The following is a 25,507-nucleotide window of genomic DNA, read 5'->3' as shown; positions in this document are numbered from 1 at the left end:
CAATGGGAATAGAACAAACTTGGAGATGGTACGGACCAAAAGATACTGTGCCTTTGTCTCACATTAAAATGGCGGGAGCTACTGGAATTGTAACTGCTTTACACCACATTCCAAACGGAACAGTATGGACTGTTGAAGAAATTCAAAAAAGAAAAAAAGAAATCGAAGATGCCGGATTGACCTGGTCAGTTGTTGAAAGTATCCCGGTTCACGAAAACATCAAAACCCGCAAAGGGGATTATAAAAAATACATTGAGAACTATTGTCAAAGTATTGCAAATCTTGGGGCTTGCGGTATCGATACGGTTTGTTATAATTTCATGCCGGTTTTAGACTGGACAAGAACTGATTTGTCTTTTGAAGTTGAAGATGGTTCTAAAGCTTTGCGTTTTGACCGTATGGAATTTGCTGCTTTCGAATTGTTTTTGCTAAAAAGAAAAGGAGCTGAAAACGATTATACAGCAGAAGAAATTGCTAAAGCAACGAAGGTTTTTGAAGCAATGAACGAAGACCAAAAAACATTATTGGTTAAAAATATTATTGCCGGATTGCCGGGTGCTGAAGAAGGTTACACCGTAGAGCAATTGCAAACAGCATTAGACGATTATGCTGAAATTGGTGATGCCGAATTGAGAAATAATCTATACGAATTCCTGAAAGAAATCATTCCGGCTGCAGAAAAAGCAGGAATTGTAATGGCAATTCACCCTGACGATCCGCCTTATGCAATTTTAGGTTTACCAAGAGTTGTAAGTACTGAGGCTGATGCCAAACAATTGATTGAAGTAGTGGATAGTAAAAGCAATGGTTTGTGTTTTTGTACCGGTTCCTACGGAGTAAGAGAAGACAATGATTTGGTTGGAATGGTACAAAGATTAGGTCACCGTATTAATTTTATTCACTTGAGAGCAACTAAACGTGATGCGGAAGGTAATTTCTACGAAGCAGACCATTTAGATGGCGATGTGGATATGTACGGAGTGATGAAAGCTATCGTTGAAGAACAGGATAAGAGAATCGCTAATGGTCGTCCGGATTACAGATTGCCAATGCGTCCTGATCACGGTCACCAGATGCTTGATGATTTGGATAAGAAAATGAATCCGGGTTATTCTGCGATAGGTCGATTAAGAGGTTTAGCCGAATTAAGAGGTCTTGAAAGAGGAATCAGAGGAAATCAAAGATAAATGATATAAAGAGGAGCAATTTTTTGCTCCTTTTTTGTTTTTAGCATTTTAGGTTTGTATTATTTATCGGTTCGTACTATGTGTGATTTATAAACCATTGATTTTTAGTTTTTTCAAATTATATTTTCGTAACTTGTACGAATCTAACCCAATATTTTAAGTTATGAAAAAGTCTGTTTTATTTATCTGTGGAATAGTATTAGCCATTCTGTTGGCAGCGTGCAATACAAAACGAAATGATTTGATTAATTCTTGGAAAATTACCGAGGTAGAAGCGAAAAAGCCTCTTTCAGATTCTGCTAAAAATGAAATCTTAGCTAATGGAACTTTAACTTTTACTAAAGACGGACGTGTAAGCGGTTTTTTGGAAAGCGAATTAGGTGATGGTAGTTATGCTTTGACCAAAAAAGGAAAAAATCTGGTTATAAAAGACGAGAATGGTACTCCATATCCTTTTGAAAGCAAGATTACAGAAGATCAATTGATATTAGAAAGTAAGGATATGGAAATTACTTTAGTTAAGAAATAATAGAGAAAGGAAAGACAGAATCAAAAATAAGAATATGGAAGGAGCAATTTTTCGGCTCCTTTTTTGTTTTAAATACTTCAGAGTTGTGTTTTAAAAAAGCTAATTTTACCATTGAGAAATTAATGGCTTAATAAAACGTAATTTCTTAATGGTGAAAATAAGTGTTAATCATGGAATTTTAAGGAAAAAACAGCGAACAATGAAGCTACTTCAAAATCAATTTACAGCGAAATTATTTTTTAGCGTTTTTCTATTGCTGCCTTTTTTTAGTGCGTTGGCACAGGAAGAAATAAAGCCTAAAAAAGAAGTTTATGAGGTGAAAATTGATTCTTTGTATCGCGAAGATCAGTTTTATTTTGCCTTTACCTATAATACGTTGCAGCAAAAACCAGCGGGTTTAAATCAGCAGAAATTTTCTATCGGAATAGGAGGTGGCTTTTTAAGAGATATGCCAATTAATAAAAACAGAACTAAAGCTTTTGCGACAGGATTAGGAGTGAGTTATAATAATTACAATCAAAATCTGGGAATTAGTGGTACTTCTCAAGCTCCTGTTTACAGCATTTTAGGTCCTCAGTCTAATTTTGATAAAAATAAATTCACCCAATTATTAATTGATGTTCCGTTGGAATTTAGATGGCGCACTTCCACTTATGAGAGTTATAAGTTTTGGCGCATTTATGGCGGAATGAAATTTAGTTATTTGGCTTATAGTAAATCGGTATTGGAGAATAGCGAAGGGCGAACAGTGATTACTAATAATCCTGATTTTAATAAATTGCTATACGGCTTGTATCTTTCGGCAGGTTACAATACCTTGAATGTGTATGCCTATTATGGTTTGAATCCTGTTTTTAAATCACTAACAATAGAGGGTGAAAAAACAAAAATGAACTCTTTAAATGTAGGAGTGATTTTCTATATTCTATAACCATAGAAAAAGCAGAAGGATTTGTGGAATGCTTCCAATAAGTACTCCGAAAATCAGTTCTTTAGGTGTGTGTGCTCCCATAATTAATCGTGAAGAGGCTACAAATCCATTCATGAGTACCAGGGAAACAACCAATGCCGTATTGGCTCTGTGATGGTGTAAACTCAAACCAAATACAAAAAACGTCAGCGCACTTAATCCCATCATGTGTAAACTTGCTTTTTTGTTGACAAATAGTAAAATCAAAGCGATTAAAGTACTCGATAATGCACCTAAGATAAAAAAATGCAGTTCCGGATATAGTTCCAGCGTAATGCTTTTTTTTACCAAAAGAATCAGTAAAAAACATTGCACGACTAAAGGGAACTTTCTTTCGGATAATTCAGGAATCATTATCGATGAAATTTTTCCTGTAAATCGAAGCAGGAAGAAAAAAAGAATAGGAATCACAAATGTGATTACGGTTACTTCCAGTAAAACCAGATACTTTTCTTTGTTCAAAAAATAAGAATGATTTGAAAAAAGGTAAAAAAGGGTAGCGTATATCGGGATAAATACCGGATGAAAAAGATAAGAGAAAAACGGAAGGATTCTTTGTGGCATTTTAAAATAACTTATACTCACAAATATAACGAAACTTATAAAAAGACATTGTCTATTGTGATTAGAATTATGCTGAGCCCCTTTTTTTAACTAAAACTGTATGGTTTCAATTTAAAAAGAAGTCTTATTTTTGAGGAAGTATTTAGTCTTAATTTCGTTTTTAAATCAATGAGTATATTAATAAAAAACTGCATTTCTATCCTGGACGCTAAATGGTTTGGAATTAACCCCGAAACAACCATAGACAACATATCGATTGATAGCCGTTCGTTGCAAAATAACAGTCATACGCTTTTTTTTGCATTAGTTGGTCCAAACAATGATGCACATAATTATATTCAGGATTTAATGGGGATTGGGGTGCAAAATTTTGTAGTAACCCAAATCCCGAAAGAATGTGAAAATCAGGCTAATTTTTTAGTTGTCGAAAATACTTTAGTGGCTTTGCAGCAATTTGCCGCTTATTACCGTTCTCTTTTCGAATTTCCAATTATCGGTTTAACGGGAAGTAACGGAAAAACCATCGTTAAAGAATGGCTTAATTTTCTTTTAAGCCCTGATTATAATATTATCCGAAGTCCAAAAAGCTATAATTCGCAGGTGGGTGTTCCATTGTCAGTAATTGCCATTAACGAAAAACACAATTTGGGGATTTTTGAAGCGGGGATTTCTACTGTTTCCGAAATGGATAAACTGGAGAAAATCATAAAACCTACCATTGGTGTTCTAACTAATATTGGTTCTTCTCATGATGAGGGTTTTGCTGATTTGGAACAAAAAATCCAGCAAAAAATGCTGTTGTTTCAGGATGCAACGGTTTTGATTTATCAAAAAAGTGCTCAGATCGAAAAATATATCAGTACCAAAACAAAAGCTTTTTCCTGGAGTTTTAAAGAGGAGAATGCCGATGTTTTTGTGTTTAAAAAAGAGATTGCTAGTCATGAAACAACTTTGTTTTATACGTACAATGGCAATTCGTATGAATTAAAAATTCCTTTTATTGATAAGGCTTCTATTGAAAATGCCATTTCCTGTTTGATGGTATTGTTGTATTTTGATTACGAAAGTGACGCAATCCAATCGAGAATGGAAATGCTTTTTCCTGTCGAAATGCGCCTAGAAGTTAAAAACGGAATCAATAATTGCAGTATTATTGATGACAGTTACAGTTCTGATTTTCAGTCGTTGAAAATTGCATTGGATGTTTTGGAAAGTCAGAATCAGTTTCATAAGAAAACAGTAATTCTTTCGGATATTTTTCAGAGTGGTTTTCCTAACGAACAATTGTATGCTAAGGTGGCGCAGCTGATTGTTTCCAATAAAATCAATCGTGTTATCGGAATTGGAGAGACCATATCAGAGTTTAAAGATAAATTTTCGAATTGTATCACTTTTAAAACGACTGCCGAGTTCATCTCGAATTTTGAGAAACTCGATTTTTCCAATGAAAGTATTCTGATAAAAGGAGCGCGTTCGTTCCAGTTTGAAGAGATTGTAACTTTACTCGAAGAGAAAACCCATGAAACCGTTTTGGAGATTAACTTAAATGCCATTAGTTATAATCTAAATTTCTTTAAATCGAAATTGAAGCCAAAAGTGAAAATCATGGTGATGGTAAAGGCTTTTGGCTATGGAAATGGCGGACTTGAAATTGCCAAATTACTCGAACATCATAAAGTGGATTATCTGGGTGTGGCTTTTGCCGATGAGGGAATTTCGTTAAAAAATGGCGGAATCAAATTGCCTATTATGGTGTTGAATCCCGAAAGCACCAGTTTTTCGGCCATTATTCAGCATCGTTTAGAACCTGAAATCTATAGTTTAAAAGGCTTGCATGCTTTCCTGAAAATTGCAAAGCAAAAAAATCTGCAACATTTCCCAATTCATATTAAACTCGATACAGGAATGCATCGTTTAGGATTTGAAGACAATACGGTCGACGAATTGATTGCGACTTTAAAAGGGAATTCAACGGTTAAAGTCCAAAGTATTTTGTCGCACATGGCTACCAGTGATGATTCCAAACATTATGATTTTGCGCTTTCGCAAATTAGTTTGTTTGATAGATTATCGACTAAAATGATGAGTGAATTAGAGATAAAACCTATTCGTCACATTTTAAATACTTCGGGAATCAGTAATTTCCCGGATACGCAATTTGATATGGTGCGTCTGGGAATTGGTTTGTATGGTGTTTCTAACGATGCCGAAGAGCAAAAACAGTTGGAAAATGTGGGTACATTAAAATCCATTATTTCTCAAATCAGAACTATTCCAGCCGGAGACAGTGTGGGTTATGGTCGCAGGTTCATGGCCAAAAGACAAACAAAAGTGGCTACAATTCCTATTGGTTATGCCGATGGCGTTTCGAGAGCCTGGGGTAATGGTGTTGGTTTTGTAAATATAAAAGAGCAAAAAGCAACTATTTTGGGCAGTGTTTGTATGGATATGCTGATGGTGGATGTTACCGAAATTGATTGTGCCGAAGGCGATGAGGTGATTATCTTTGGTGAAAATCCAAATGTTTCTTTTATTGCCGAGAAATTAAATACCATTCCGTATGAAATATTAACCAGTATTTCTCAAAGAGTAAAAAGGATATTTTTCCGCTAAAGGTTTTTTTAGCTTTGAATTGTAATTCCTGTTAAAAAAAATGTTAATTTAGGAATTCTAAAGAAGTCTAACTTAAAAATTAATAGATATGGGATTTTTTGGTGATTTTAAAGCCTCTCTGATGAAAGGCGATGTATTGAGTTTAGCAACTGCCGTAGTAATTGGAGGCGCTTTTGGTAAAATTGTTGGTTCTGCTGTTGATGATGTTATTATGCCTATTGTTGGTTTAATTACCGGTGGAATCGATTTTACAACAAAGTTTATCACTCTGGACGGAAACAGCTATGAAAATTTAGCTGCCGCAAAGACAGCCGGAGCTGCCGTAATTACTTATGGTAATCTGGTTCAGGCAATCATCAATTTTGTTATTATTTCCTTTTTCATCTTTATCGTTTTAAGAGCTGCCGAGAAAGCTAAAAAGAAAGAAGAAGCCGTTCCTGCTCCGCCAGCTGGGCCAACTCAGGAAGAATTGCTTACTCAAATTAGAGATTTATTGAAAAAGTAATACCGCTTCACTATATGTTCAACTAAACCACTCCGTAATGGGGTGGTTTTTCTGTTTTGTTAAATTTGTAACTTTTTGTTACTTTTTGTGAACGTCATTGTTTTGCTTTGAATAATACTTACTTTTGCAGTTCAAAATTTGATTTTAATAAAATAACAATATACAGATATGAAAATAGCAGTTGTGGGTGCAACCGGGATGGTTGGAGAAGTAATGTTACAGGTTTTGGCAGAAAGAAACTTTGTTAAAGCTAATGACGAATTAATCCTTGTAGCTTCTGAGCGTTCAGTAGGAAAAGAAATGGAATTTCAAGGAAAAACATACAAAGTAGTTGGATTAGCTACTGCTGTAGAGATGAAACCTGAAATTGCTTTATTCTCTGCTGGTGGAGGAACTTCATTAGAGTGGGCTCCAAAATTTGCTGAAGTAGGTACAACTGTAGTAGATAACTCTTCGGCTTGGAGAATGGATCCAACAAAAAAATTAATTGTTCCTGAAATCAATGCTGACCAATTAACAAAAGAAGACAAAATCATTGCTAATCCAAACTGTTCGACTATTCAAATGGTATTGGCTTTGGCACCTTTACATAAAAAATACAACATCAAACGTGTAATTGTTTCTACTTACCAATCTATCACTGGAACAGGTGTGAAAGCGGTGAAACAATTAGAAAACGAATATGCAGGAATTGACGGAGAAATGGCTTATAAATACCAAATTCACCGAAATGCGATTCCTCAATGTGATGTTTTTGAAGACAACGGATACACTAAAGAAGAGATGAAATTAGTTAAAGAAACTAAGAAAATCTTAAGTGATGATTCTGTTAAAGTTACGGCTACTGCGGTTCGTGTGCCAATTGTAGGAGGTCACTCTGAGGCAGTAAATGTGGAATTTTCAAATGATTTTGATATCAACGAAGTAAGAAGCATTTTAGAAAACACTGACGGAGTTGTGGTTCAGGATAACTTAAAAGAGTTTGAATACCCAATGCCATTATTCGCTCAAGGTAAAAACGAAGTATTTGTTGGTCGTTTAAGAAGAGACGAGTCGCAAGCTAATACTTTAAACATGTGGATTGTTGCCGATAACCTAAGAAAAGGTGCTGCTACAAACACAATTCAAATTGCTGAATATTTAGTAGCAAACAACTTAGTGTAATTACTAAATTACTATAAACAGAAAAGCTTCTCGATTGAGAAGCTTTTTTTATGGATTAAATTTAAGTTTATTGAAGAAACTGAGCGCAATCTTGTCATAGCGAGCGCAGCGAAGCAATCTCATCTTGCTGGGCATGAAAAAAATATAAAAAATATTTGGAATGGGCACGAGCAAGATGCTCGCGCTAGCTTGGGCACGAAACCGCTGTTATCTGACGTAACCATACTTTCTTAGTTCAGTTAGATATTCGTTGTGTTGGTTTTCATAAATCAATTGTTTGCATATTGGATTTAAGAGAACTCTAAAATCATTATTTGAACAAGTAATTATTCCACTAATTTGTATGTTTTCATAGAATTTACCCAATTTTGTCCATTCGCTTCCAAGAATTCCAATCTCTGTTGAAATTCTTTTATTTGGGTCAAAATCTATAAAATTTGTTTTTGAGCCTAAAAAATATTCTTCGAATTCTTTATGATGAAATCCACTTTCAAAATCAATATCAACGCATAGAAAAAATGGAAGCTTTTTAGTGGTTATAATACCATTATACTTATTTAGTTTTTTTGTTATTTCATTTGGACGATGATTTTCTTCTTGCTGAATTTTACCAATTTTGTAGTCAATTGTACCCGAAGAGATGAATGAAAGAAACTCTGACTTTCCGCTTATTGCAATTACTTTAAAACGAATTCCATAATCAAGTTTTAATCTATCATTAATACGTGGTTTATTCTCTAACCATCTTTCTGTTTGCTTTTTTATTGAATCAATTCGTATTTCTTCATAATTACTATAACTGTCATCGATTTTGATTTTTAATATGAGGTTTGAAGGAATCTCTTCAAGTTGTTCTCTTAATAAGTTTTCAAAGTCCGATTTCTTTTGGTCTTTACTGCTTTTGCCTAAACGATAAACATCGCAGATTATTGGAAATGAAGAATAATTTAAAGTCCAATCTGGAGTTTGATTGTTAAACTTCTTATCATATTCAATTTCAAAGTTTAACTTTTGAAAAAATTCCCCAAATCTAATTTCCGAAATCGTTGAACGAAATGCTTCTTTATTTTTAGCACTTTTTAATTTCTTTAAAAGTCTTTCTTTATTTAGTTCAGAAAACGAATTTAATCTTTCCATAAAATTAGGATGATAATTGCAAAAAAGTGTGAGTAAGTCCATTGTCACGTTTGGGTATATACAAGGTAATTCTTAAAAATATACAACTCTAAAAGTTGAAATGTATTTAATTTGTTGATTTTTAGTTTTTTAATTTCGACAATACAAAAAAACGTAATGCGTTTTTTGTATTGTCGGCTTGATTTATTTAAGTTTTTCAAATATATAAAAATATTCTTATAAATTATTAAAATAAGCTTTTGTGAAAAAATCAAAATCAGCTCATCTTGTATTTCTTAATCCCACAGCTTACCTTTGCCCATGATGAAAAGAAAACAGCTGATATTTAGTTTTACTTTGGCAGCGGCGGTATTGTTCTCGATACTGTTCCAGTCTTTTCATAGTTATGAGCATCTGGAAAAGCAGCTTTCTCATAAAATCTGCTACCACGACACTACAAAGAATAAGTCAGAACTCACCCATCAGCACAAAACAATTGAGCATTGTGCCATTTGTCAGTTTGCCTTTGGGAGTTGTTTGTATCCTAAATTTATAAGTTATCATTTCTTTTCTGATTTCAGGGCGATTCCTTTTTTCGTTACCAATCAAAAAGAAATTCTTTCCTTCCCGGGGAGTTTGTATGCCCATCGCGGACCTCCTGCCTGTATTGTTTAATACCGTTTTACTTTTAAGGTTATCTTAAACATTTTTTACCATTAAGAGATTAAGAAAATGAAGCTTAATAAGCTTAATTTCTTAATGGTTTGAAAAATAATCAAACAGAACCGCTTAAATGGTAAACGATGATTTTTTTAGTTCACTAACAGTTTTTGTTAAGTGAGTTTATTCTAATTCATAATTTCTCATTTTGACTATGAGAAAATAAACAATACAATCATTTTCAATGAAAAAATATATAATTGCCCTGTTTATGGGGTTTTCGGCTATGCTACAGGCTCAAAATGTGGTTTCAGGAATTGTTACAGATAGTATTAAGCAGCCGCTTGTTGGTGTTTCGGTTTATGTTCCGGAATTGCATAAGGGAACCATTACGGATGCCAATGGAAAATATCTTTTAAAAAATCTCCCAAACGGAGTTTTGAAAATCAGTTTTCAATATGTAGGCTACGCTACACAAAATCAGCTAATAGCTAAATTGCAAAAAGAAAATACGTTAAATGTCCAGTTGGAAGCAACCACTTTTCATATGGATGAGGTGATTGTTTCTACCGCTTTCAACAAAATTCAGTCTCAAAACGTAATGAAAGTGGAGCACGCAACCATGCGTGATTTAGAGAAAAAAGGAACGTCAACTTTGATAGAAGGATTGGCTACAATTCCCGGAGTTGCTCAGGTTGCTACCGGAACATCGATAGGGAAACCGGTTATTCGTGGTTTGAGCGGGAATCGTGTTTTGGTTTATTCGCAGGGCGTTAGGGTAGAAAATCAGCAGTTTGGCGACGAACATGGTTTGGGACTAAATGGTGCCGGAGTGGAAAGTGTTGAGGTAATCAAAGGTCCTGCTTCTTTGCTGTATGGCTCGGATGCTTTGGGGGGTGTTTTGTATTTCAATCCTGAAAAATTTGCCGAAGCCCATACTTTTAAGGCTGATTTTGACCAAAAATTATTCTCGAATACATTAGGAAGTAATTCGAGTTTGGGCATAAAAACCTCAACTGAAAACTGGAAATTCCTGGCTCGCGGAAGTTACAACACCCATTCGGATTATCAGATTTCGGGAGGCGACAGAGTGACCAACAGCCGTTACAATGAAACCGATTTCAAAACAGGAATTGGCTATAGCAATGCTGCTTTTTCTACGGTTTTGCGATACAATTTCAATAAACTGGATTTGGGAATTCCCGAAGAAGGCATAGCTGAACAATCGAAAAGTAAGAATACCATTTTCCCGCGGCAGGGAGTTGATAATCATTTGTTGAGTTGGAATTCGGTAATTTATTTAAAGAATTCCAAACTGGATGTCGATTTGGGATATATTGCCAATGACCGAAGCGAATTTGAAGACAGTAACAATCCCAGCCTGCGAATGAAATTGAAAACTTTCAATTATGATGCAAAATACTATTTGCCAAAAATTGGAAATCTGGAATCGATAATAGGAATTCAGGGAATGCACCAAACCAATACTAATTTTGGAGAAGAATATTTGATTCCTGATGCAACAACGAATGATTTTGGGGTATTTGGAACTGCAAATTACGAATGGAAATCCAATGTAATTCAGGGAGGATTGCGTTTTGATAATCGAAAAATAACCACTGTAGCTCATGGTATTTTAGGTGAAGAAGGTTCTTTTGACGCTATCGATAAATCTTTCGACAGTTTTAATGCTTCTTTGGGTTACAAAACCAATCTGATGGATAATTTAACGATGCGATTGAATGTGGCTACAGGTTTTAGAGCGCCAAATTTGGCTGAGTTGAGTTCGAATGGTGTTCACGAAGGAACCAATCGTTACGAAGTAGGAAACAGCAATTTAAAAACGGAGCAAAACCTGCAAACCGATGTGAATTTTGAATACGGAAACACGCATTTTGAGTTTTTTGTCAATGGTTTTTACAATCATATCAACAATTACATTTACACGGCGCCTAACGGAACTCAGTTGGAAAATAATGATGTTTTTGATTATGTTCAGAATAATGCCAAATTGTATGGTGGCGAAGTTGGTTTGCATCTTCATCCGCATCCGTTGGATTGGTTGCATTACGAAACCAGTTTTGAAACCGTAACAGGAAAAAAACAAAACGGAGATTATCTGCCTTTAATTCCTGCTAACAATTGGAATAATACATTAAGAACCGAATTCAAAATTAAAAATTGGCTTACCAATGGATTTGCTTCTTTGAATGTAACAACGACTTTGGATCAGGATAAAGTGAGCGGTTTTGAAACCAGTTCTAACGGTTATACTTTGGTAAATCTTGGTTTTGGCGGAAAAGTAAAATGGGGTAAAACCGCATTCAATGTTAATTTGAACGGTAACAATTTATTCGATAAAAAATACATCGCCCATCTTTCGAGATTAAAAAATGATGGTATTCCTAATATTGGAAGAAACATTGTTTTGGGTGTGAATTTTAATTTATAATACGTCTTTAACCGCAAAGAAAATAAGGTTTAACGCAAAGAATACAAAGCTTTGTGTGCTTCGCGCCTACTTTGTGAACTTTGTGGTTGAAAAGTATTTAAACCATTAAGATATTTAAGAGAGTTAAGTTTGGAACTTAATTTTTTTAAATATCTTAATGGTTTTATAATTTTAAGTATTAGTGAAAGTTTTGAAATTTTGAATCCCTATTTTTGTGTGGATTAATAGTAACTTAACTATGCGAAAATCAATTTTAATAACTACAATTATCATTTCAGTAATGACATCATTTGCCCAGACTTCAAAATCTATTCATTATCCGGAAACCAGAAAAGATGCAACGGTTGATGATTATTTTGGTACAAAAGTAAATGATCCCTATCGTTGGCTTGAAGACGACCGTTCGGCTGAAACCGAGGCTTGGGTGATTGCCCAAAATAAAGTAACCAATGCCTATTTGAACCAAATTCCGTTCAGGAATCAGCTGAAAGTAAGACTGGAAAAACTCTGGAATTATGAAAAAATAGGAGCGCCTTTTACTGAAGGAGATTTTATTTATTATTTCAAAAATGACGGTTTGCAAAACCAATCGGTTTTGTATCGAAAAGATAAAGAAAATAAAGAAACTATTTTTCTCGATCCGAATACTTTTTCGAAAGAAGGAACGACTTCTTTGGGCGAATTGGCTTTTTCTAAAGACGGTTCAAAAGTTGCTTATTCGATTTCTGAAGGCGGTAGCGACTGGAGAAAAGTAATTGTTATGGATGCTTTGACGAAGCAGATTATAGGAGATACTTTGGTGGATGTGAAATTCAGCGGTTTATCGTGGAAAGGAAATGAGGGTTTCTACTATTCGAGTTATGAAAAACCAAAAGGGAGTGAGCTATCGGCTAAAACCGATCAACATAAATTGTATTTCCACAAACTGGGAACAGCTCAAAAAGAGGATAAAGTAATTTTTGGCGAAGACCAAAAACGCCGCTATGTAGGTGGAAGTGTGACCGAAGACGACCGTTATTTAATCATCACGGCAGCGACTTCGACTTATGGGAATGAATTGTACATTCAGGATTTGACAAAACCGCAAAGTCCTATTGTGACTGTTGTTGGTAATTTCGATAACGACAATACAGTTATTGATAATGAGGGAACAAAATTGTTTATTGTAACCGATAAAAATGCGCCTAATAAACGAATTGTAACGGTGGACGTCAGTAATCCTGAGCCTGAAAACTGGAAAGATTTAATTGCCGAAACTACTCAGGTTTTGGAGCCGGCAACTTGTAGCGGCTACATTTTTGCACATTATATGAAAGATGCTGTTTCGGTGGTAAAGCAGTACAATTATGCCGGAAAATTGATTCGAGAAATTCAGTTGCCGGGACTGGGAACAGCCAGCGGATTTAGCGGGAAGAAAAAGGACAAAACAGTGTATTATTCGTTTACCAATTATATCACACCAGCAACCATTTTTGCATTAGAACCCAATTCAGGAGAATCCAAAGTCTATCAAAAATCGAAAGCGCAGTTTAAGTCGGAAGATTACGAATCGAAACAGGTATTTTACACTTCTAAAGACGGAACGAAAATCCCGATGCTGATTACCCATAAAAAAGGATTAAAACTGGATGGAAAAAATCCAACGATTTTATATGGTTATGGCGGTTTTAATATTAGTCTGACGCCAAATTTTAGCATTGCTAACGCAGTCTGGATGGAAAACGGTGGTGTTTTTGCAGTTCCTAATTTACGTGGCGGTGGTGAATATGGAAAAGAGTGGCACGATGCCGGAACACAGCTGCGTAAACAAAATGTATTTGATGATTTCATAGCAGCAGCTGAATATTTAATTGCTGAAAAATACACCAGTTCTGATTTTCTCGCTCTTCGCGGAGGTTCTAATGGTGGTTTGTTGGTTGGTGCCGTGATGACACAGCGTCCGGAGTTGGCTAAAGTAGCTTTGCCAGCTGTTGGAGTACTGGATATGTTGCGTTACCATACTTTTACAGCAGGAGCCGGTTGGGCTTATGATTATGGAACCGCTCAGGACAGCGTAGCAATGTTTGAGTATTTAAAAGGCTATTCGCCTTTGCATAATGTGAAAAAAGGAGTGCATTATCTCGCTACGATGATTACTACAGGAGACCATGACGACAGGGTAGTGCCGGCACATAGTTTTAAATTTGCCGCCGAATTGCAGGCGAAACAATCTGGTGAAAATCCTGTTTTAATCAGAATTGATGTTAAAGCGGGTCACGGTGCCGGAAAATCAGTAGCGGCGACCATTCAGGAAAATGTCGATATTCAGGCTTTTACATTGTTTAATATGGGAATTCAAAAATTAGAGAAATAAGATTCACAAATTTTTACTAATTCATTCGGTTTTTGTTTTGCGGTTGATTATCTTAGGAGAGTATTAATTAATTAACCGAAAGACTATGAAAATACAATTTAATACTGACAAACATATTGAGGGGCACCAAAGAGCAGAGGCTTATTTTGCAAATGAATTAGAAACAGCATTGGCCCGTTTTGAAGAAAAAATTACTCGAGTTGAAGTGCATTTTGGGCATGAAAACAGTGCTAAAGATGGAGTTAAGGATAAACGTTGCCTAATCGAGGTGCGTCCTGCAAAATTGCAGCCTTTGGCAGTAACCGAACATGATGAAACTAATGAGAAGGCATTTCGGGGTGCATTGGAAAAAGTAAAAAAAGTTTTGACTACTACTTTTGAAAAACAAAAAGAGCATTAAAATACAATTCTAAGGATATCTAAAGAAACAGTTACAATTAAAAAAAGTAACTGTTTTTTTATTTATAAGATACTCGATTTAATGGTTATGGATTGAATAATAAGTTGGCTAGTAATTCATCTCTTTTATAAATGTCGTTGTAGAAATGAATTGTACCATCATTGTCTACCCAGGCAGTGAAATAACCTATATAAACGGGGATTTTATTTTTAAGACTGTACCAGTTTTCTTTGCCGCTATTCATGGCTTCTTCAATTTTTTCAGGAGTCCAATTAGGGTCGTCTTTTAAGATTTCGATAGCTAATTCTTTGGGTTTGGCTATGCGAATGCATCCATGGCTAAAGGCTCTGGTTTCTCTTTCAAACAGGTTTTTAGAAGGGGTGTCGTGCAGGTAAATATCATTAGAATTAGGGAATAGGAATTTGATTAATCCCAATGCATTTTTCGGTCCGGGTCTTTGTCTTACTTTGTTGTCGTTCCATTCCATATCATGTTCGGCTAAATAGTTTTCATTTTGGGCTATACCGGGCAGGATTTCGTTTTTTAAAATACTGTTCGGGACATTCCAATACGGACTAAAAACAATATATTTCATTGGAGCACTAAAAATTACAGTTTTATTCATGGTTTTGCCTACCACTACTTTTGAACGTAATACTACCTCCTGGTTTTTAAAATAGGAAAGTTGGAAAGAGGGAATGTTGATGGCGATTAATTCTTTGGATTTTGGAATGTCATTTGAAACCCAGCGACATCGTTCCATATTGATGATGATGGTTTTTATCCATTCGCTAATGGGTATGTTTAAATCTTGAATAAGTGATTTTGAGATAATACTACTGGAAAGCATTCCTCTTCTTAGTTTATAGTTCAAAATTCCTTTGGATAATTCTTTGTCGTAAATGGGACTTTGGGAATCAGATTGAATGTCGCCTGAGGTGAATAATCTTGTTCTTATTTGTGCAATAGTTGCCGAACTGTCTCCAATTTTATAGGTTTTAACGGCTGTATCAATAGCAATGCTGTTCCAGCCGCCTTCTTTTTGAATCTGACGGTATTTTTGGAGTGCTTTTTTTAATAGAAAGTATTGGCTGATAAGGTTTTTTTCTTCTTTATTAATAAGTGACGGATTGGTTAGAAGAGAGTCCAGGTAACTAATATAGGGGAGTTTTTTTCTGGGAATATACCATTCCATTTTAGCTGATTTTTCGGAATCTAAACCATGATAAACATTGGTGGCATAAAACATATACCAGGCTGAATTGAGGAGTTCGGTCTCTATGTTTGGTTTTTGGTTTTTGTCTAAGTTGTTGCGTATTTCTTCTAGTTTGTCTTTGTAAGGTACTTTAATTTGAAGACCTTCTTCATCCAGATTGTTGATTTTGTCATACAAAAGATTGGCAAATTCATTAATCCCTTTTTTGTCAAACCAAACATAATTGTAATCATGTTTTTGGTACAGTTTTTTGACATCGGCCTGGTAATTTTTTAGTAAAGGGTAATTTTCGAAGAAATCGTCTATCGCAATACTGTCAAAATCGGAATGTGATTGTTCTGTTTGAGGTGTTGTTTTGGCAAGATGATTTTCGTCACTATTATTTTTGCACGAAGAAAGTGTTGTAATAATTAGCGGAAGTATTATAAAATATGAATAAATCGTATTTTTCATACAGAAACTGTTTTGGGTTTATCCAAATGAGTATAAACGGAATAAGTTGTTTTAGTTATGAAAAATTACAACTTTTTTTTATTGTTTTATGTTTTAAAAGCTTTTTTGTTTGGATTTGATAAGTGTTCCAAAAAGTTTTTTATATTTAAAATTGTTAAATTCTTTAAAATTTATGTTTTTTTATAACAAAATTATTTTAGGAGGGTTAAAATAGGGGGTTTTGTTATAAAGTTACTTATTTTATGTTGTCTGGAGTTTAAAATGTAAATTATTTTTAAATTTGCCCCCGGAATTTAATGGGTTAAACTAAGAAAATATGAAAATTGAGAAACGCTGGATCATTTCTTTTGTTGTAATTAGTATTGTTTGTATCTCGGGACTTTTTTGGGAAGTGCCTTTGGAACCAGAAGCAGTTCATTCTCAATTTGGGACAATAGACCAAATTATACCTGCCGATGTTGCATGGATGCTTACATCTTGCTGTTTGGTTTTAATTATGACGCCGGGATTAGCTTTCTTTTATGGAGGTATGGTGGGGAAGAAAAATGTAATTTCTACTATGTTACAAAGTTTTATTTGTATGGGGGTAGTAACTTTGATATGGGTAGTAGTTGGATTTAGTCTGGCTTTTGGAGAACCTGTGGGGATTCATATTGGAGATGGTTTTTATAGTTTTGTAGGAGACCCAACAACCTTTACCTTTTTTGATTATGTGGGCGTTTTACCTCATAAATTAATCGCTAGTACTGTTCCTTTTATGCTTTTTGCTTTATTTCAGATGAAGTTTGCAATCATTGCGCCGGCAATTATTACAGGTTCATTTGCGGAACGCGTACGTTTTATTTCGTATTTACTTTTCATTTGTTTGTTTAGTATTTTTATCTATTCTCCTTTGTGTCATGCAGTTTGGTATCCAACAGGGATTTTGGGTTCTTTCTTTGGTGTAAAAGACTTCGCCGGAGGAACAGTAGTGCATATGAGTGCCGGATTTGCAGCACTGGCAGGAGTTTTGGTTTTGGGTAAAAGAAAAAACAGCAATCATGTGCCAACCAATATTCCGTTTGTTTTATTGGGAACAGGAATGCTTTGGTTTGGGTGGATTGGTTTTAACGCCGGTTCTTCTATGGAAGCTAATGGAGTTGCAGCAATGGCTTTTGGTACAACCACAACGGCATCGGCGGCAGCTATGTTAACCTGGATATTTTTTGACAGAATTAATGGTAGAAAAGTTTCAGCTCTTGGGGCTTGTATTGGAGCTGTTGTAGGATTAGTTTCGATAACGCCTGCGGCAGGTTATGTTTCAGTTCCGGAAAGTATGTTTTTTGGATTTGTAGCTGCATTAGTTTCAAATAAAATTGTGTATTCTAAATATTTAAAAGGAATTGACGATACGCTTGATGTATTTGCGTGTCATGGAGTAGGGGGAATTATGGGTATGATTTTGACAGCTATTTTTGCTCATGGAGAAGATGCCAGTTTGCTTCATGGCGGATGGGGTGTTTTTGGACATCACATGACTGCATTGTTGTTAGTTTCCATTTATACTTTCTTTGGAGCGTATTTGTTGTTTAAAATTACAGATAAAATTATTCCAATGCGTGTTTCAGAAGAAGCTGAAATTATGGGATTGGATTTGTCTCAACATGATGAAACACTTTCTCCTATTGAATGCACTGAATAAGTTGTTTCTTAAGGATTGAATTATATACTAGGGCAGGTTTTTATTTTATAAAAGCTTGCCCTAGGTCTTATTTATTTGCTTAATTTTGCGCAAATATTTTAAAAACAGTGGGAAGTAAAAATAAATTAAAACGATTCAAAGAGAACGAAACATTCAATAATGTTTTTCAACCAACAAGAGAAGAGGTAGTAGGTGATTTATTTCCGTTAAGAGGGAAATGGAATACAGATTTCTTTAAAAATGACAATCCTGTTGTTCTAGAGTTAGGCTGTGGTAAAGGAGAATACTCTGTTGGATTAGCTGAAAGATATCCGGATAAAAACTTTATTGGGATTGATATCAAAGGAGCTCGTTTTTGGCGTGGTGCTAAAACGGCTGTTGAAACGGGATTGCATAACGTAGCCTTTGTTCGTACTCAAATTGAGTTGATTAATCATATTTTTGCTGAAAATGAAGTAGACGAAATCTGGATTACTTTTCCGGATCCTCAAATTAAATACAAACGCACCAAACACAGAATGACTAATTCTCAGTTTTTGCAACTGTATAAAAAAATCCTTAAAAAAGACGGAGTAGTCAATCTTAAAACCGATAGTGAATTCATGCACGGTTATACATTAGGATTGCTTCATGGAGAAGGACATGAGGTTTTGTATGCGAATCACAATGTGTATGTAAATGAAGGAAGTCCAGAGGAAGTGACTGCTTTTCAGACTTTTTACGAAAAACAATATTTAGAAATTAATAAAGCAATCACATTTATTCGTTTTAAAATTAAAGATTAATTTTTTGCTTAAACAACCCAGAAGATTTCTATAACAGGCTTATGAATTTAATTATTTCCTTATTATCTGGTTTTATTTCAGCCTTTATAGGAATTACTCCTCCGGGTTTGTTGAATATGACTGCTGCCAAAGTAAGCATGAAAGACGGAAGGCATCATGCTTTTTGGTTTGTTTCAGGGGCTGTATTTGTTATTTTTCTTCAGGTCTATTTAGCTGTTTTGTTTGCCCGAATAATTAACGCACGACCTGATATTGTACTGTTGTTACGTGAAGTAGGTTTTGTTGTTTTTGGTCTTTTGACAGTGTATTTTTTATGGATAGCTAAAAAACCAAAACTTAAGAAGCCTAAAATAAAAAAGAACAGTAAAAAGAAGCGTTTCTTTTTAGGTATGCTTTTGTCTGCGTTGAATTTTTTTCCAATCCCTTATTATGTTTTTGTAAGTGTTTCGTTGTCGTCTTATGCATTGTTTTCATTTGACCTGATTTCGATTTTAATTTTTGTAAGCGGAGCGGTTTTGGGTTCTTTTCTTGTTTTTTACTTTTACATTGTCTTTTTTCAAAAAATTGAAAAAAAGGCTGATTATTTTCTTCGAAACATGAATGTCATCATTGGCAGTATTACAGGTCTTGTGTCTTTAATTGCGCTGGTGAATATTTTGCAATATTATTTTTTATAGATTTTAGGTTGTTTTTTTGTATTCTACAAATGCTTTAAATAAAAACGGATATGCCTGAGAATTTAAATAACGCTAATTTTTTTGAAAGGGTTTATGCGGTAGCCAGGCAAATTCCTTATGGAAGAGTGACTTCTTATGGGGCAATTGCAAAGGCTCTTGGTGCGGCTCGTTCAGCAAGAATGGTGGGTTGGGCTATGAATGCTTCGCATACAATGGAAGATGTGCCGGCGCATAGAGTGGTGAATCGAAAAGGATTGCTTACGGGTAAATTCCATTTTGACGGAACTAATTTAATGCAACAATTATTAGAAAGTGAAGGGCTAAAAGTAGTTGATAATCAAATAGTGGATTTTGAAAACTTTTTTTGGGATCCACAACAAGAGATTCCTGAATTTAAGTAGTTAAAAATCACAATGAAAGACTTTATCGTTAGAACTATTGGGCTATTAATAAATACAATTTTAAATCCTTTAAATTAAGAACTTAATCTCTTATCTTTGCAATCTGAAATCAGTTTAAATAAATGTTCTTTTTTAAACTGAAAATAGCAATTGAAAAATAGTAAATTTAGTAATGAAATTAGATAGAAAAGAAATTCTTAAAGCTTTAGAAACAATTACTATTGCAGGAGAAGGGAAAAACATGGTTGAAAGTGGTGCTGTTAGTAATGTAATCACTTTTGGAGATGAGGTAGTTGTTGATTTAGTTTTACATACTCCGGCAATGCATATTAAAAAACGTGCAGAAGACGATATCAAAAAAACAATTCTGGAGAAAGTTTCTGCCGAAGCTAAAATTAAAGTAAACATAAAAGTTGAAACACCGGAAAAACCAGAAATTAAAGGGAAAGCAATTCCCGGGATTAAAAATATTATAGCTGTTGCTTCCGGAAAAGGAGGAGTAGGGAAATCTACTGTTACAGCAAACCTGGCAGTTAGCTTAGCTAAGATGGGATTCTCAGTTGGTGTTTTAGACGCTGATATCTACGGGCCATCTATGCCTATCATGTTTGATGTTGAAAATGAAAAACCAATTTCTGTTACGGTTGATGGGAAATCAAAAATGAAACCTATTGAAAGTTATGAAGTAAAAATGCTTTCTATTGGGTTTTTTACTTCGCCAAGTCAGGCTGTAATTTGGAGAGGACCTATGGCTTCTAAAGCCTTAAATCAAATGATTTTTGATGCCGATTGGGGAGAATTGGATTTCATGTTAATCGATTTACCTCCGGGAACAGGAGATATTCATCTTTCTATTATGCAATCTTTGCCGGTAACCGGAGCAGTAGTGGTGAGTACACCTCAGGCGGTAGCATTAGCAGATGCTAAAAAAGGAGTTTCTATGTTTATGTCGGAAGCTATTAATGTTCCTGTTTTAGGAATTATTGAAAATATGGCTTACTTTACACCGGAAGAATTACCAAATAACAAATATTATATTTTTGGTCAGGAAGGGGCAAAGAACCTTGCTGATGATTTGGCGGTGCCTTTTTTAGGAGAAGTTCCAATTGTACAATCTATTCGTGAAGCGGGAGATTATGGTCGTCCGGCAGCTTTACAAACAGGTTCGGTTATCGAAACAGTTTTTGAAAATATTACTCGTAAAGTGGTGGAAGAAACAGTAAGCAGAAATGAAAATTTACCTGCTACTGAAGCAATAAAAATTACTACTATGGCTGGTTGTTCAGCGGTAAAAAAATAATTTAAGAAAAGAAAATGACAACAGAAGAATTAACAATTGAAGTTCAAAAAGCACTTGCTGAAATCAGACCTTTCTTAGAGTCAGATGGAGGAAATATAAGTCTTATATCTATTGAAGACGATAAGCATGTAAAAGTGCGTCTTGAAGGTGCTTGTACTAATTGTAGTGTAAATCAAATGACACTTAAAGCTGGTGTTGAGACAACGATTAAAAAGTTTGCTCCACAAATAGAAACTGTTGTAAATATCTTGTAAGGCGTTTTGTCTAAAAAAGATTTTTGCCGAAATTATATTGTTCAATCAATTCCCAATAGTAAAAAATGGATGTTTTAATAAAAATTAAGGATAGAGAAGGAGTGGTTCACGAATTACAGGCTCCTACAGATATGGCTATGAATATCATGGAACTTTGTAAGGCTTATGAGTTGCCTGTTGAAGGAACTTGTGGAGGAATGGCCATGTGTGCTTCTTGTCAATGTTATGTGTTGAATGATGTGGCATTGCCGGAAATGGGAGAAGATGAAGAAGCGATGCTTTCTGAGGCTTTCTACGTTAAGTCTAATAGCCGTTTGGGTTGTCAAATTCCTATTACGGTAGATTTAGAAGGTCTTGAGTTGGAATTGGCTCCTGAGAGTTAATATATCCTTTTAAAATACAAAAAAAGCTGTTTTCTAAGAAAACAGCTTTTTTTATTAGGCCATTTCGACCTTCATTGTTATGATTTCTTCAATGGCATTCCAAAGTTCGATTCTTTTTTCAAGAGCAAGAATTGATACTTCTTCCACTTCTTTCCATTTTTGTTCGTCTTCTTCGCAAAGTTCATTGATCATTTGCATAGCCATTGGTCCGTGTTCATCGGCATCTAATTCGATATGTCTTTCAAAATAATAAATTAGCTTCGTTAAATCAGTTTCCGGAAATTGCTCCTGAAAGTTTTTTAAGATTGCAAAGAACATACTCGGTATTAAGTCTTCTCTTCCAAAGGTAAAAGCAGCTGCTATTTCATGAGGCTTTCCTTCTTCTATTACCCGGAAAGTAAAATCCAAAAAAGCTTTAATGTTTGGGTGTAAATCGCTTTTTTTAATAGCGACAAATATATTTTGTAACGATTGAACATCGGATAAAAAAATGTTGATTTTGCTGGTATCAGCCCCACAGGCTTCCATGGCTTCAATGTACATTTCGTAATGGCTGAGGTGTCTTCCGTCAAGAGTCAGGTCAGTTTCTTCAGCTAAAACAATTTCGTTAATTAAGTATCTTGTTTCAGGGTTTTTTGTGGCAAACCAAGGCGTGTTGGTGCAGGTCAATCTTTCTTGCAGTGCTTTTAATAAAGACATGAAGTCCCAAACTGCATAAACATGGTTTTCCAAAAAAGTGCGTAAGTCTTCGATGGTTTTAACCTTAGTATAAAGCGAGTGCTGTAATAGTGTGCTTTTTTGGGTTTCGATGCTTTTATTGATATGTTGAATGTTCATTGTGAAATAATTTGATGTAAAGATAAAAAAGCTCCTATTCTTCAAAAGATTTAATCATCAATTTTATCAATACTTTAATAAGTGTTTATTTTATTCGATTCTAAATTCCTTTTGTACTATTTACGAATTTATTGGAATAAAGGTTTTGAGGTAATGTTATTTAAAGGCTGAAATTCCGGTAATGTCCATTCCTGTAATTAATAAATGGATGTCATGGGTTCCTTCATAAGTAATTACCGATTCGAGGTTCATCATGTGTCTCATGATGGAATAGTCGCCCGTAATTCCCATAGCTCCTAAAATTTGTCTTGCTTCACGGGCAATGTTTATTGCCATGTTTACATTGTTTCTTTTTGCCATCGAAATTTGGGCAGATGTTGCTTTGCCTTCATTTCTTAAAGTTCCTAATCGCCAGGTTAATAATTGGGCTTTGGTGATTTCGGTGATCATTTCGGCTAATTTTTTTTGTTGTAATTGCATTCCGGCAATAGGTTTGTCAAATTGAATTCTTTCTTTGGCGTATCGCAAAGCAGTATCATAACAATCCATGGCTGCTCCAATGGCTCCCCAGGCAATTCCGTATCGTGCTGAATCCAGACATCCTAATGGTGCACTCAATCCGGATTTGTTTGGTAGTAAATTTTCTTTTGGCACTTTTACATTGTCAAAAATTAATTCTCCTGTTGCCGAAGCGCGTAAGGACCATTTGTTGTGGGTTTCAGGGGTTGAAAAGCCTTCCATTCCGCGTTCTACAATCAATCCGTGAATTCTTCCTTCTTCATTTTTTGCCCAAATTACGGCTATGTCGGCAAATGGAGCGTTAGAAATCCACATTTTGGCTCCGTTTAGTAAATAATAATCGCCGGCATCTTTAAAATTGGTGGTCATACTTCCGGGATCGGAACCATGATTGGGTTCGGTTAGTCCAAAACAGCCCATTAATTCGCCGGTGGCTAGTTTGGGAAGGAATTTTAATTTTTGTTCTTCACTACCATATTTCCAGATAGGATACATTACCAATGAAGATTGTACCGAAGCAGTTGAACGAATACCGGAATCTCCACGTTCAATTTCCTGCATGATTAAACCATAAGAGATTTGATCCAGTCCGGCACCGCCATATTCTTGTGGGATATAAGGGCCGAAACCGCCTATTTCTGCTAATCCTTTAATGATGTGTTGTGGGAATTCGGCTTTTTGAGCATAGTCTTCAATAATAGGGCTTATTTCTTTTTTTACCCATGCGCGAGTTGCTTCACGAACTAATTTGTGTTCTTCCGATAATAATTCGTCTAAATTGTAATAGTCCGGAGCTTGAAATAAGTCTGTTTTCATGATAGCTTTTTATAAATTTATTTTGCTAAACTTTCTGTTTTTGTTTTTAAAACGAAAGCTAATGCTGTACTATAAATTTACATAAAGGATTTTAACCAAACATAAAAAAGGAATTAAAATTGTCTTAAATGGCTTGTTTTATTTTTTGGTTAAGGCAATTTTTAATCCCATCAAAATATAGATTAGACTTGAAAATTTATTTAACAACACATTGAATTTTTCGCTTTTCTTTAGTTTGTTAGAAAACATAGATGAAAAATAAGCGAGCATAAAACACCAAATTATTCCCAGACCTGAGTACGTTAAACCTAATATGAAAAATGGTAAAACCGAATCAATATTTTCCTTGTTAATGAACTGAGGGAAAAATGAGATAAAAAATAAAGCAACTTTAGGGTTTAGAACATTTGTGATGACGCCAGAGCTAAAACTTGTCCAAATGGATTCATTTTCTTCCTGTTGTTCGGTGAATTTTAGGTTTTCTTTTTTTGAAAATAAAGCTTTTGTTCCAAGGTAAACTAAATATGCTGCTCCTAAATATTTAATTATTGAAAATGCAACAGCTGTTTTGCAATAATCATTGAAAGACCTAATGCGGCGAATAAAGTATGGACTAAAATGCCGCTACAAACACCAATTGAGGAATAGATGCCGGCTTTTTTGCCCTTTGTGAGCGATTTGTTAAGGATGAAAATGGTGTCAATTCCGGGGGTTAAAATAAAGATAATTGCTGTAATTATATAAAGTGTGTAGTTTTCAATTCCGGTCATAGAGTTTAATTTTTGTTTGTAAATATAATTAATAATCTCTAAGTGATTGATAATGTGGTTTTGGAAAATGTTGTGGACTGATGTGAAGTCAAATAACAAATGTGAATGGTTTTCTGATTGTATTGTGTTTTACATTTTCAGATAAAAATCCTTAGTCAATTCAATATATTCAGAAGTATATTGATGTCTGGCGGTTTCGATGATTAATTCGTCAATTAAGAAATCAGGGGTTTTATTTCGGCTAAAAGCCAAAAGACTACGTTTGATTTCAGAGGTTGGAGTTCCTTTTACGCGGGTGATTTTTATTGGATAAAGTTCGAATTCATTGGCTAAAGCCAGAAAATTTTCTTCTTCTTTGTGAGGTATTATAACGGAGAAAATTCCATTTTCAGATAATAATAAGGCGGCTGCTTCGATTAATTCTTCGAAAGGCATCGCATCTTGAAAGCGGGCTAAGTCGCGCTGTTCGCTGTTTGATTTGTAATCCTCGGCATAAAAAGGAGGGTTGGAAACGATTAAATCGTATTCGTCTTCGGGTTCTTCGATAAATTCGTCCAAACCGGCATGAAAACAAAATAAGCGATCGTTCCAAGGGGAATTTTCAAAATTGTCTGTCGCTTGTTCGTAAGCGTCTTCATCAATTTCCAAAGCGTCAATTTGTTCTGCGAAACTTCGTTGCGCCAGCATCAAAGCAATAATTCCGGTTCCGGTTCCAATGTCCAAGATGCTAAAAGGATTGTTTTCAATAGGAGTCCAAGCGCCAAGCAAAACGCCATCGGTGCCAATTTTCATTGCCGTTCGGTCTTGTTCAATAGAAAATTGCTTGAATTGGAATTTGGACATAATGATTTCAGATTGAAGATTAACGTCCCGATAGCTATCGGGATTGATTGCAGATTTTT

The 25,507-nt window shown here is 34.9% G+C and carries 25 protein-coding genes; 17 read left to right on the top strand and 8 right to left on the bottom strand.

Translation table 11 applies throughout. The annotated features are described in order from the left end of the window. The first annotated feature begins 8 nt into the window (after nucleotides 1-8). The 3 genes from uxuA (at nucleotide 9) to BLR17_RS01095 (ending at nucleotide 2,647) form a co-directional block, all read left to right on the top strand. Nucleotides 9-1,187 carry a mannonate dehydratase gene (gene uxuA / locus BLR17_RS01105; RefSeq protein ID WP_217635887.1) on the top strand — a complete coding sequence of 393 codons (1,179 nt, stop codon included), beginning with the start codon at nucleotides 9-11 and terminating at the stop codon, nucleotides 1,185-1,187. Nucleotides 1,188-1,350: 163 nt separating this feature from the next. Further along, nucleotides 1,351-1,716: an META domain-containing protein gene (locus tag BLR17_RS01100; protein ID WP_066328386.1), complete on the top strand. Its 366-nt coding sequence runs from the start codon at nucleotides 1,351-1,353 to the stop codon at nucleotides 1,714-1,716. Nucleotides 1,717-1,915: 199 nt separating this feature from the next. Continuing rightward, on the top strand, nucleotides 1,916-2,647 hold the full coding sequence (locus BLR17_RS01095) for a porin family protein (RefSeq protein ID WP_066328543.1): 732 nt from the start codon (nucleotides 1,916-1,918) through the stop codon (nucleotides 2,645-2,647). On the opposite strand, the gene BLR17_RS01090 is transcribed toward BLR17_RS01095, so the two are convergent. Next, entirely contained in the window at nucleotides 2,642-3,250 is a 609-nt protein-coding gene (locus tag BLR17_RS01090; protein ID WP_083189426.1) for a hypothetical protein, read from the bottom strand. The genes BLR17_RS01095 and BLR17_RS01090 overlap by 6 nt on opposite strands. Nucleotides 3,251-3,418: 168 nt before the next feature. On the opposite strand from BLR17_RS01090, the gene BLR17_RS01085 reads away from it, so the two are divergent. From BLR17_RS01085 to BLR17_RS01075, 3 genes are all read left to right on the top strand, one after another. Then, a complete protein-coding gene (locus BLR17_RS01085; RefSeq protein WP_066328387.1) occupies nucleotides 3,419-5,863 on the top strand; it encodes a bifunctional UDP-N-acetylmuramoyl-tripeptide:D-alanyl-D-alanine ligase/alanine racemase in 2,445 nt (814 codons plus the stop codon). Nucleotides 5,864-5,951: 88 nt separating this feature from the next. Then, nucleotides 5,952-6,368 (top strand): large conductance mechanosensitive channel protein MscL, encoded by a 417-nt coding sequence (mscL, locus tag BLR17_RS01080; protein WP_066328388.1) that lies wholly within the window; start codon nucleotides 5,952-5,954, stop codon nucleotides 6,366-6,368. Between the two features lie 168 nt (nucleotides 6,369-6,536). Further along, nucleotides 6,537-7,532 carry an aspartate-semialdehyde dehydrogenase gene (locus BLR17_RS01075; protein ID WP_066328389.1) on the top strand — a complete coding sequence of 332 codons (996 nt, stop codon included), beginning with the start codon at nucleotides 6,537-6,539 and terminating at the stop codon, nucleotides 7,530-7,532. 207 nt (nucleotides 7,533-7,739) lie between these two features. Here BLR17_RS01075 and BLR17_RS01070 read toward each other — a convergent pair whose 3' ends face one another. Beyond that, nucleotides 7,740-8,711: a hypothetical protein gene (locus BLR17_RS01070; protein WP_139068368.1), complete on the bottom strand. Its 972-nt coding sequence runs from the start codon at nucleotides 8,709-8,711 to the stop codon at nucleotides 7,740-7,742. Between the two features lie 258 nt (nucleotides 8,712-8,969). Between BLR17_RS01070 and BLR17_RS16385 the strand changes: the two genes are divergently transcribed. The 4 genes from BLR17_RS16385 (at nucleotide 8,970) to BLR17_RS01050 (ending at nucleotide 14,513) form a co-directional block, all read left to right on the top strand. Further along, nucleotides 8,970-9,323, top strand: a complete 354-nt coding sequence (locus tag BLR17_RS16385) for a hypothetical protein (RefSeq protein ID WP_139068369.1) — start codon at nucleotides 8,970-8,972, stop codon at nucleotides 9,321-9,323. A 229-nt stretch (nucleotides 9,324-9,552) separates the two neighbouring features. Further along, nucleotides 9,553-11,760, top strand: coding sequence for a TonB-dependent receptor (locus BLR17_RS01060; RefSeq protein WP_066328392.1), 2,208 nt, complete (start codon nucleotides 9,553-9,555; stop codon nucleotides 11,758-11,760). A 238-nt stretch (nucleotides 11,761-11,998) separates the two neighbouring features. Then, nucleotides 11,999-14,113: a prolyl oligopeptidase family serine peptidase gene (locus tag BLR17_RS01055; protein ID WP_066328393.1), complete on the top strand. Its 2,115-nt coding sequence runs from the start codon at nucleotides 11,999-12,001 to the stop codon at nucleotides 14,111-14,113. 85 nt (nucleotides 14,114-14,198) lie between these two features. After that, nucleotides 14,199-14,513 (top strand): HPF/RaiA family ribosome-associated protein, encoded by a 315-nt coding sequence (locus BLR17_RS01050; RefSeq protein WP_066328394.1) that lies wholly within the window; start codon nucleotides 14,199-14,201, stop codon nucleotides 14,511-14,513. 85 nt (nucleotides 14,514-14,598) lie between these two features. Here BLR17_RS01050 and BLR17_RS01045 read toward each other — a convergent pair whose 3' ends face one another. Beyond that, a complete protein-coding gene (locus BLR17_RS01045; RefSeq protein ID WP_066328395.1) occupies nucleotides 14,599-16,182 on the bottom strand; it encodes a L,D-transpeptidase family protein in 1,584 nt (527 codons plus the stop codon). 316 nt (nucleotides 16,183-16,498) lie between these two features. Here BLR17_RS01045 and BLR17_RS01040 point away from each other — a divergent pair, with 316 nt between their 5' ends. The 7 genes from BLR17_RS01040 to BLR17_RS01010 all read left to right on the top strand — a co-directional run bounded on the left by BLR17_RS01040 (nucleotide 16,499) and on the right by BLR17_RS01010 (nucleotide 21,663). Continuing rightward, nucleotides 16,499-17,863 carry an ammonium transporter gene (locus BLR17_RS01040; RefSeq protein ID WP_066328396.1) on the top strand — a complete coding sequence of 455 codons (1,365 nt, stop codon included), beginning with the start codon at nucleotides 16,499-16,501 and terminating at the stop codon, nucleotides 17,861-17,863. Between the two features lie 107 nt (nucleotides 17,864-17,970). Beyond that, the gene (gene trmB, locus BLR17_RS01035; protein WP_066328397.1) at nucleotides 17,971-18,648 is read left to right on the top strand and encodes a tRNA (guanosine(46)-N7)-methyltransferase TrmB; all 678 of its coding nucleotides are present in this window, start codon (nucleotides 17,971-17,973) and stop codon (nucleotides 18,646-18,648) included. A 41-nt stretch (nucleotides 18,649-18,689) separates the two neighbouring features. Next, nucleotides 18,690-19,325, top strand: a complete 636-nt coding sequence (locus tag BLR17_RS01030) for a LysE family transporter (RefSeq protein ID WP_066328398.1) — start codon at nucleotides 18,690-18,692, stop codon at nucleotides 19,323-19,325. Nucleotides 19,326-19,375: 50 nt separating this feature from the next. Continuing rightward, a complete protein-coding gene (locus BLR17_RS01025; protein WP_066328399.1) occupies nucleotides 19,376-19,726 on the top strand; it encodes an MGMT family protein in 351 nt (116 codons plus the stop codon). Between the two features lie 172 nt (nucleotides 19,727-19,898). After that, nucleotides 19,899-21,026, top strand: a complete 1,128-nt coding sequence (locus tag BLR17_RS01020) for an Mrp/NBP35 family ATP-binding protein (RefSeq protein WP_066328400.1) — start codon at nucleotides 19,899-19,901, stop codon at nucleotides 21,024-21,026. A 14-nt stretch (nucleotides 21,027-21,040) separates the two neighbouring features. Next, nucleotides 21,041-21,280 (top strand): NifU family protein, encoded by a 240-nt coding sequence (locus BLR17_RS01015; RefSeq protein WP_066328401.1) that lies wholly within the window; start codon nucleotides 21,041-21,043, stop codon nucleotides 21,278-21,280. Nucleotides 21,281-21,345: 65 nt separating this feature from the next. Then, the gene (locus BLR17_RS01010) at nucleotides 21,346-21,663 is read left to right on the top strand and encodes a 2Fe-2S iron-sulfur cluster-binding family protein (protein WP_026712464.1); all 318 of its coding nucleotides are present in this window, start codon (nucleotides 21,346-21,348) and stop codon (nucleotides 21,661-21,663) included. 54 nt (nucleotides 21,664-21,717) lie between these two features. On the opposite strand, the gene BLR17_RS01005 is transcribed toward BLR17_RS01010, so the two are convergent. The 5 genes from BLR17_RS01005 to BLR17_RS00990 form a co-directional block, all read right to left on the bottom strand. Continuing rightward, the gene (locus BLR17_RS01005) at nucleotides 21,718-22,500 is read right to left on the bottom strand and encodes a DUF3050 domain-containing protein (protein ID WP_066328402.1); all 783 of its coding nucleotides are present in this window, start codon (nucleotides 22,498-22,500) and stop codon (nucleotides 21,718-21,720) included. 156 nt (nucleotides 22,501-22,656) lie between these two features. Then, complete coding sequence (locus BLR17_RS01000; RefSeq protein ID WP_066328403.1) at nucleotides 22,657-23,835, bottom strand: acyl-CoA dehydrogenase family protein; 1,179 nt, start codon at nucleotides 23,833-23,835, stop codon at nucleotides 22,657-22,659. A 138-nt stretch (nucleotides 23,836-23,973) separates the two neighbouring features. Further along, nucleotides 23,974-24,381 (bottom strand): LysE family translocator, encoded by a 408-nt coding sequence (locus BLR17_RS16630; RefSeq protein WP_394331212.1) that lies wholly within the window; start codon nucleotides 24,379-24,381, stop codon nucleotides 23,974-23,976. Beyond that, entirely contained in the window at nucleotides 24,381-24,605 is a 225-nt protein-coding gene (locus tag BLR17_RS16590) for a LysE family translocator (RefSeq protein ID WP_217635879.1), read from the bottom strand. Before BLR17_RS16590 ends, BLR17_RS16630 begins: the two co-directional genes overlap by 1 nt. Nucleotides 24,606-24,734: 129 nt before the next feature. Then, nucleotides 24,735-25,448 (bottom strand): tRNA1(Val) (adenine(37)-N6)-methyltransferase, encoded by a 714-nt coding sequence (locus tag BLR17_RS00990; RefSeq protein ID WP_066328404.1) that lies wholly within the window; start codon nucleotides 25,446-25,448, stop codon nucleotides 24,735-24,737. Nucleotides 25,449-25,507: the final 59 nt, after the last annotated feature.

Source organism: Flavobacterium glycines (assembly GCF_900100165.1).
In the GTDB taxonomy this organism is placed as follows: domain Bacteria; phylum Bacteroidota; class Bacteroidia; order Flavobacteriales; family Flavobacteriaceae; genus Flavobacterium; species Flavobacterium glycines.
This window is presented reverse-complemented; position numbering and strand designations above follow the sequence as displayed.

Bases quoted from the DNA above. Each gene is read 5' to 3' on its own strand.
- BLR17_RS16590 (WP_217635879.1), bottom strand. From the start codon at position 24,605: ATGACCGGAATTGAAAACTACACACTTTATATAATTACAGCAATTATC.
- BLR17_RS01075 (WP_066328389.1), top strand. From the start codon at position 6,537: ATGAAAATAGCAGTTGTGGGTGCAACCGGGATGGTTGGAGAAGTAATG.
- BLR17_RS16385 (WP_139068369.1), top strand. From the start codon at position 8,970: ATGATGAAAAGAAAACAGCTGATATTTAGTTTTACTTTGGCAGCGGCG.
- BLR17_RS01005 (WP_066328402.1), bottom strand. From the start codon at position 22,500: ATGAACATTCAACATATCAATAAAAGCATCGAAACCCAAAAAAGCACA.
- BLR17_RS01010 (WP_026712464.1), top strand. From the start codon at position 21,346: ATGGATGTTTTAATAAAAATTAAGGATAGAGAAGGAGTGGTTCACGAA.
- BLR17_RS01030 (WP_066328398.1), top strand. From the start codon at position 18,690: ATGAATTTAATTATTTCCTTATTATCTGGTTTTATTTCAGCCTTTATA.
- BLR17_RS01070 (WP_139068368.1), bottom strand. From the start codon at position 8,711: ATGGACTTACTCACACTTTTTTGCAATTATCATCCTAATTTTATGGAA.
- BLR17_RS01055 (WP_066328393.1), top strand. From the start codon at position 11,999: ATGCGAAAATCAATTTTAATAACTACAATTATCATTTCAGTAATGACA.
- BLR17_RS01060 (WP_066328392.1), top strand. From the start codon at position 9,553: ATGAAAAAATATATAATTGCCCTGTTTATGGGGTTTTCGGCTATGCTA.
- BLR17_RS01045 (WP_066328395.1), bottom strand. From the start codon at position 16,182: ATGAAAAATACGATTTATTCATATTTTATAATACTTCCGCTAATTATT.
- BLR17_RS01000 (WP_066328403.1), bottom strand. From the start codon at position 23,835: ATGAAAACAGACTTATTTCAAGCTCCGGACTATTACAATTTAGACGAA.
- BLR17_RS01085 (WP_066328387.1), top strand. From the start codon at position 3,419: ATGAGTATATTAATAAAAAACTGCATTTCTATCCTGGACGCTAAATGG.
- BLR17_RS00990 (WP_066328404.1), bottom strand. From the start codon at position 25,448: ATGTCCAAATTCCAATTCAAGCAATTTTCTATTGAACAAGACCGAACG.
- BLR17_RS01050 (WP_066328394.1), top strand. From the start codon at position 14,199: ATGAAAATACAATTTAATACTGACAAACATATTGAGGGGCACCAAAGA.
- BLR17_RS01020 (WP_066328400.1), top strand. From the start codon at position 19,899: ATGAAATTAGATAGAAAAGAAATTCTTAAAGCTTTAGAAACAATTACT.
- BLR17_RS01025 (WP_066328399.1), top strand. From the start codon at position 19,376: ATGCCTGAGAATTTAAATAACGCTAATTTTTTTGAAAGGGTTTATGCG.
- BLR17_RS01040 (WP_066328396.1), top strand. From the start codon at position 16,499: ATGAAAATTGAGAAACGCTGGATCATTTCTTTTGTTGTAATTAGTATT.
- BLR17_RS01100 (WP_066328386.1), top strand. From the start codon at position 1,351: ATGAAAAAGTCTGTTTTATTTATCTGTGGAATAGTATTAGCCATTCTG.
- BLR17_RS01090 (WP_083189426.1), bottom strand. From the start codon at position 3,250: ATGCCACAAAGAATCCTTCCGTTTTTCTCTTATCTTTTTCATCCGGTA.
- BLR17_RS01015 (WP_066328401.1), top strand. From the start codon at position 21,041: ATGACAACAGAAGAATTAACAATTGAAGTTCAAAAAGCACTTGCTGAA.
- BLR17_RS01095 (WP_066328543.1), top strand. From the start codon at position 1,916: ATGAAGCTACTTCAAAATCAATTTACAGCGAAATTATTTTTTAGCGTT.
- mscL (WP_066328388.1), top strand. From the start codon at position 5,952: ATGGGATTTTTTGGTGATTTTAAAGCCTCTCTGATGAAAGGCGATGTA.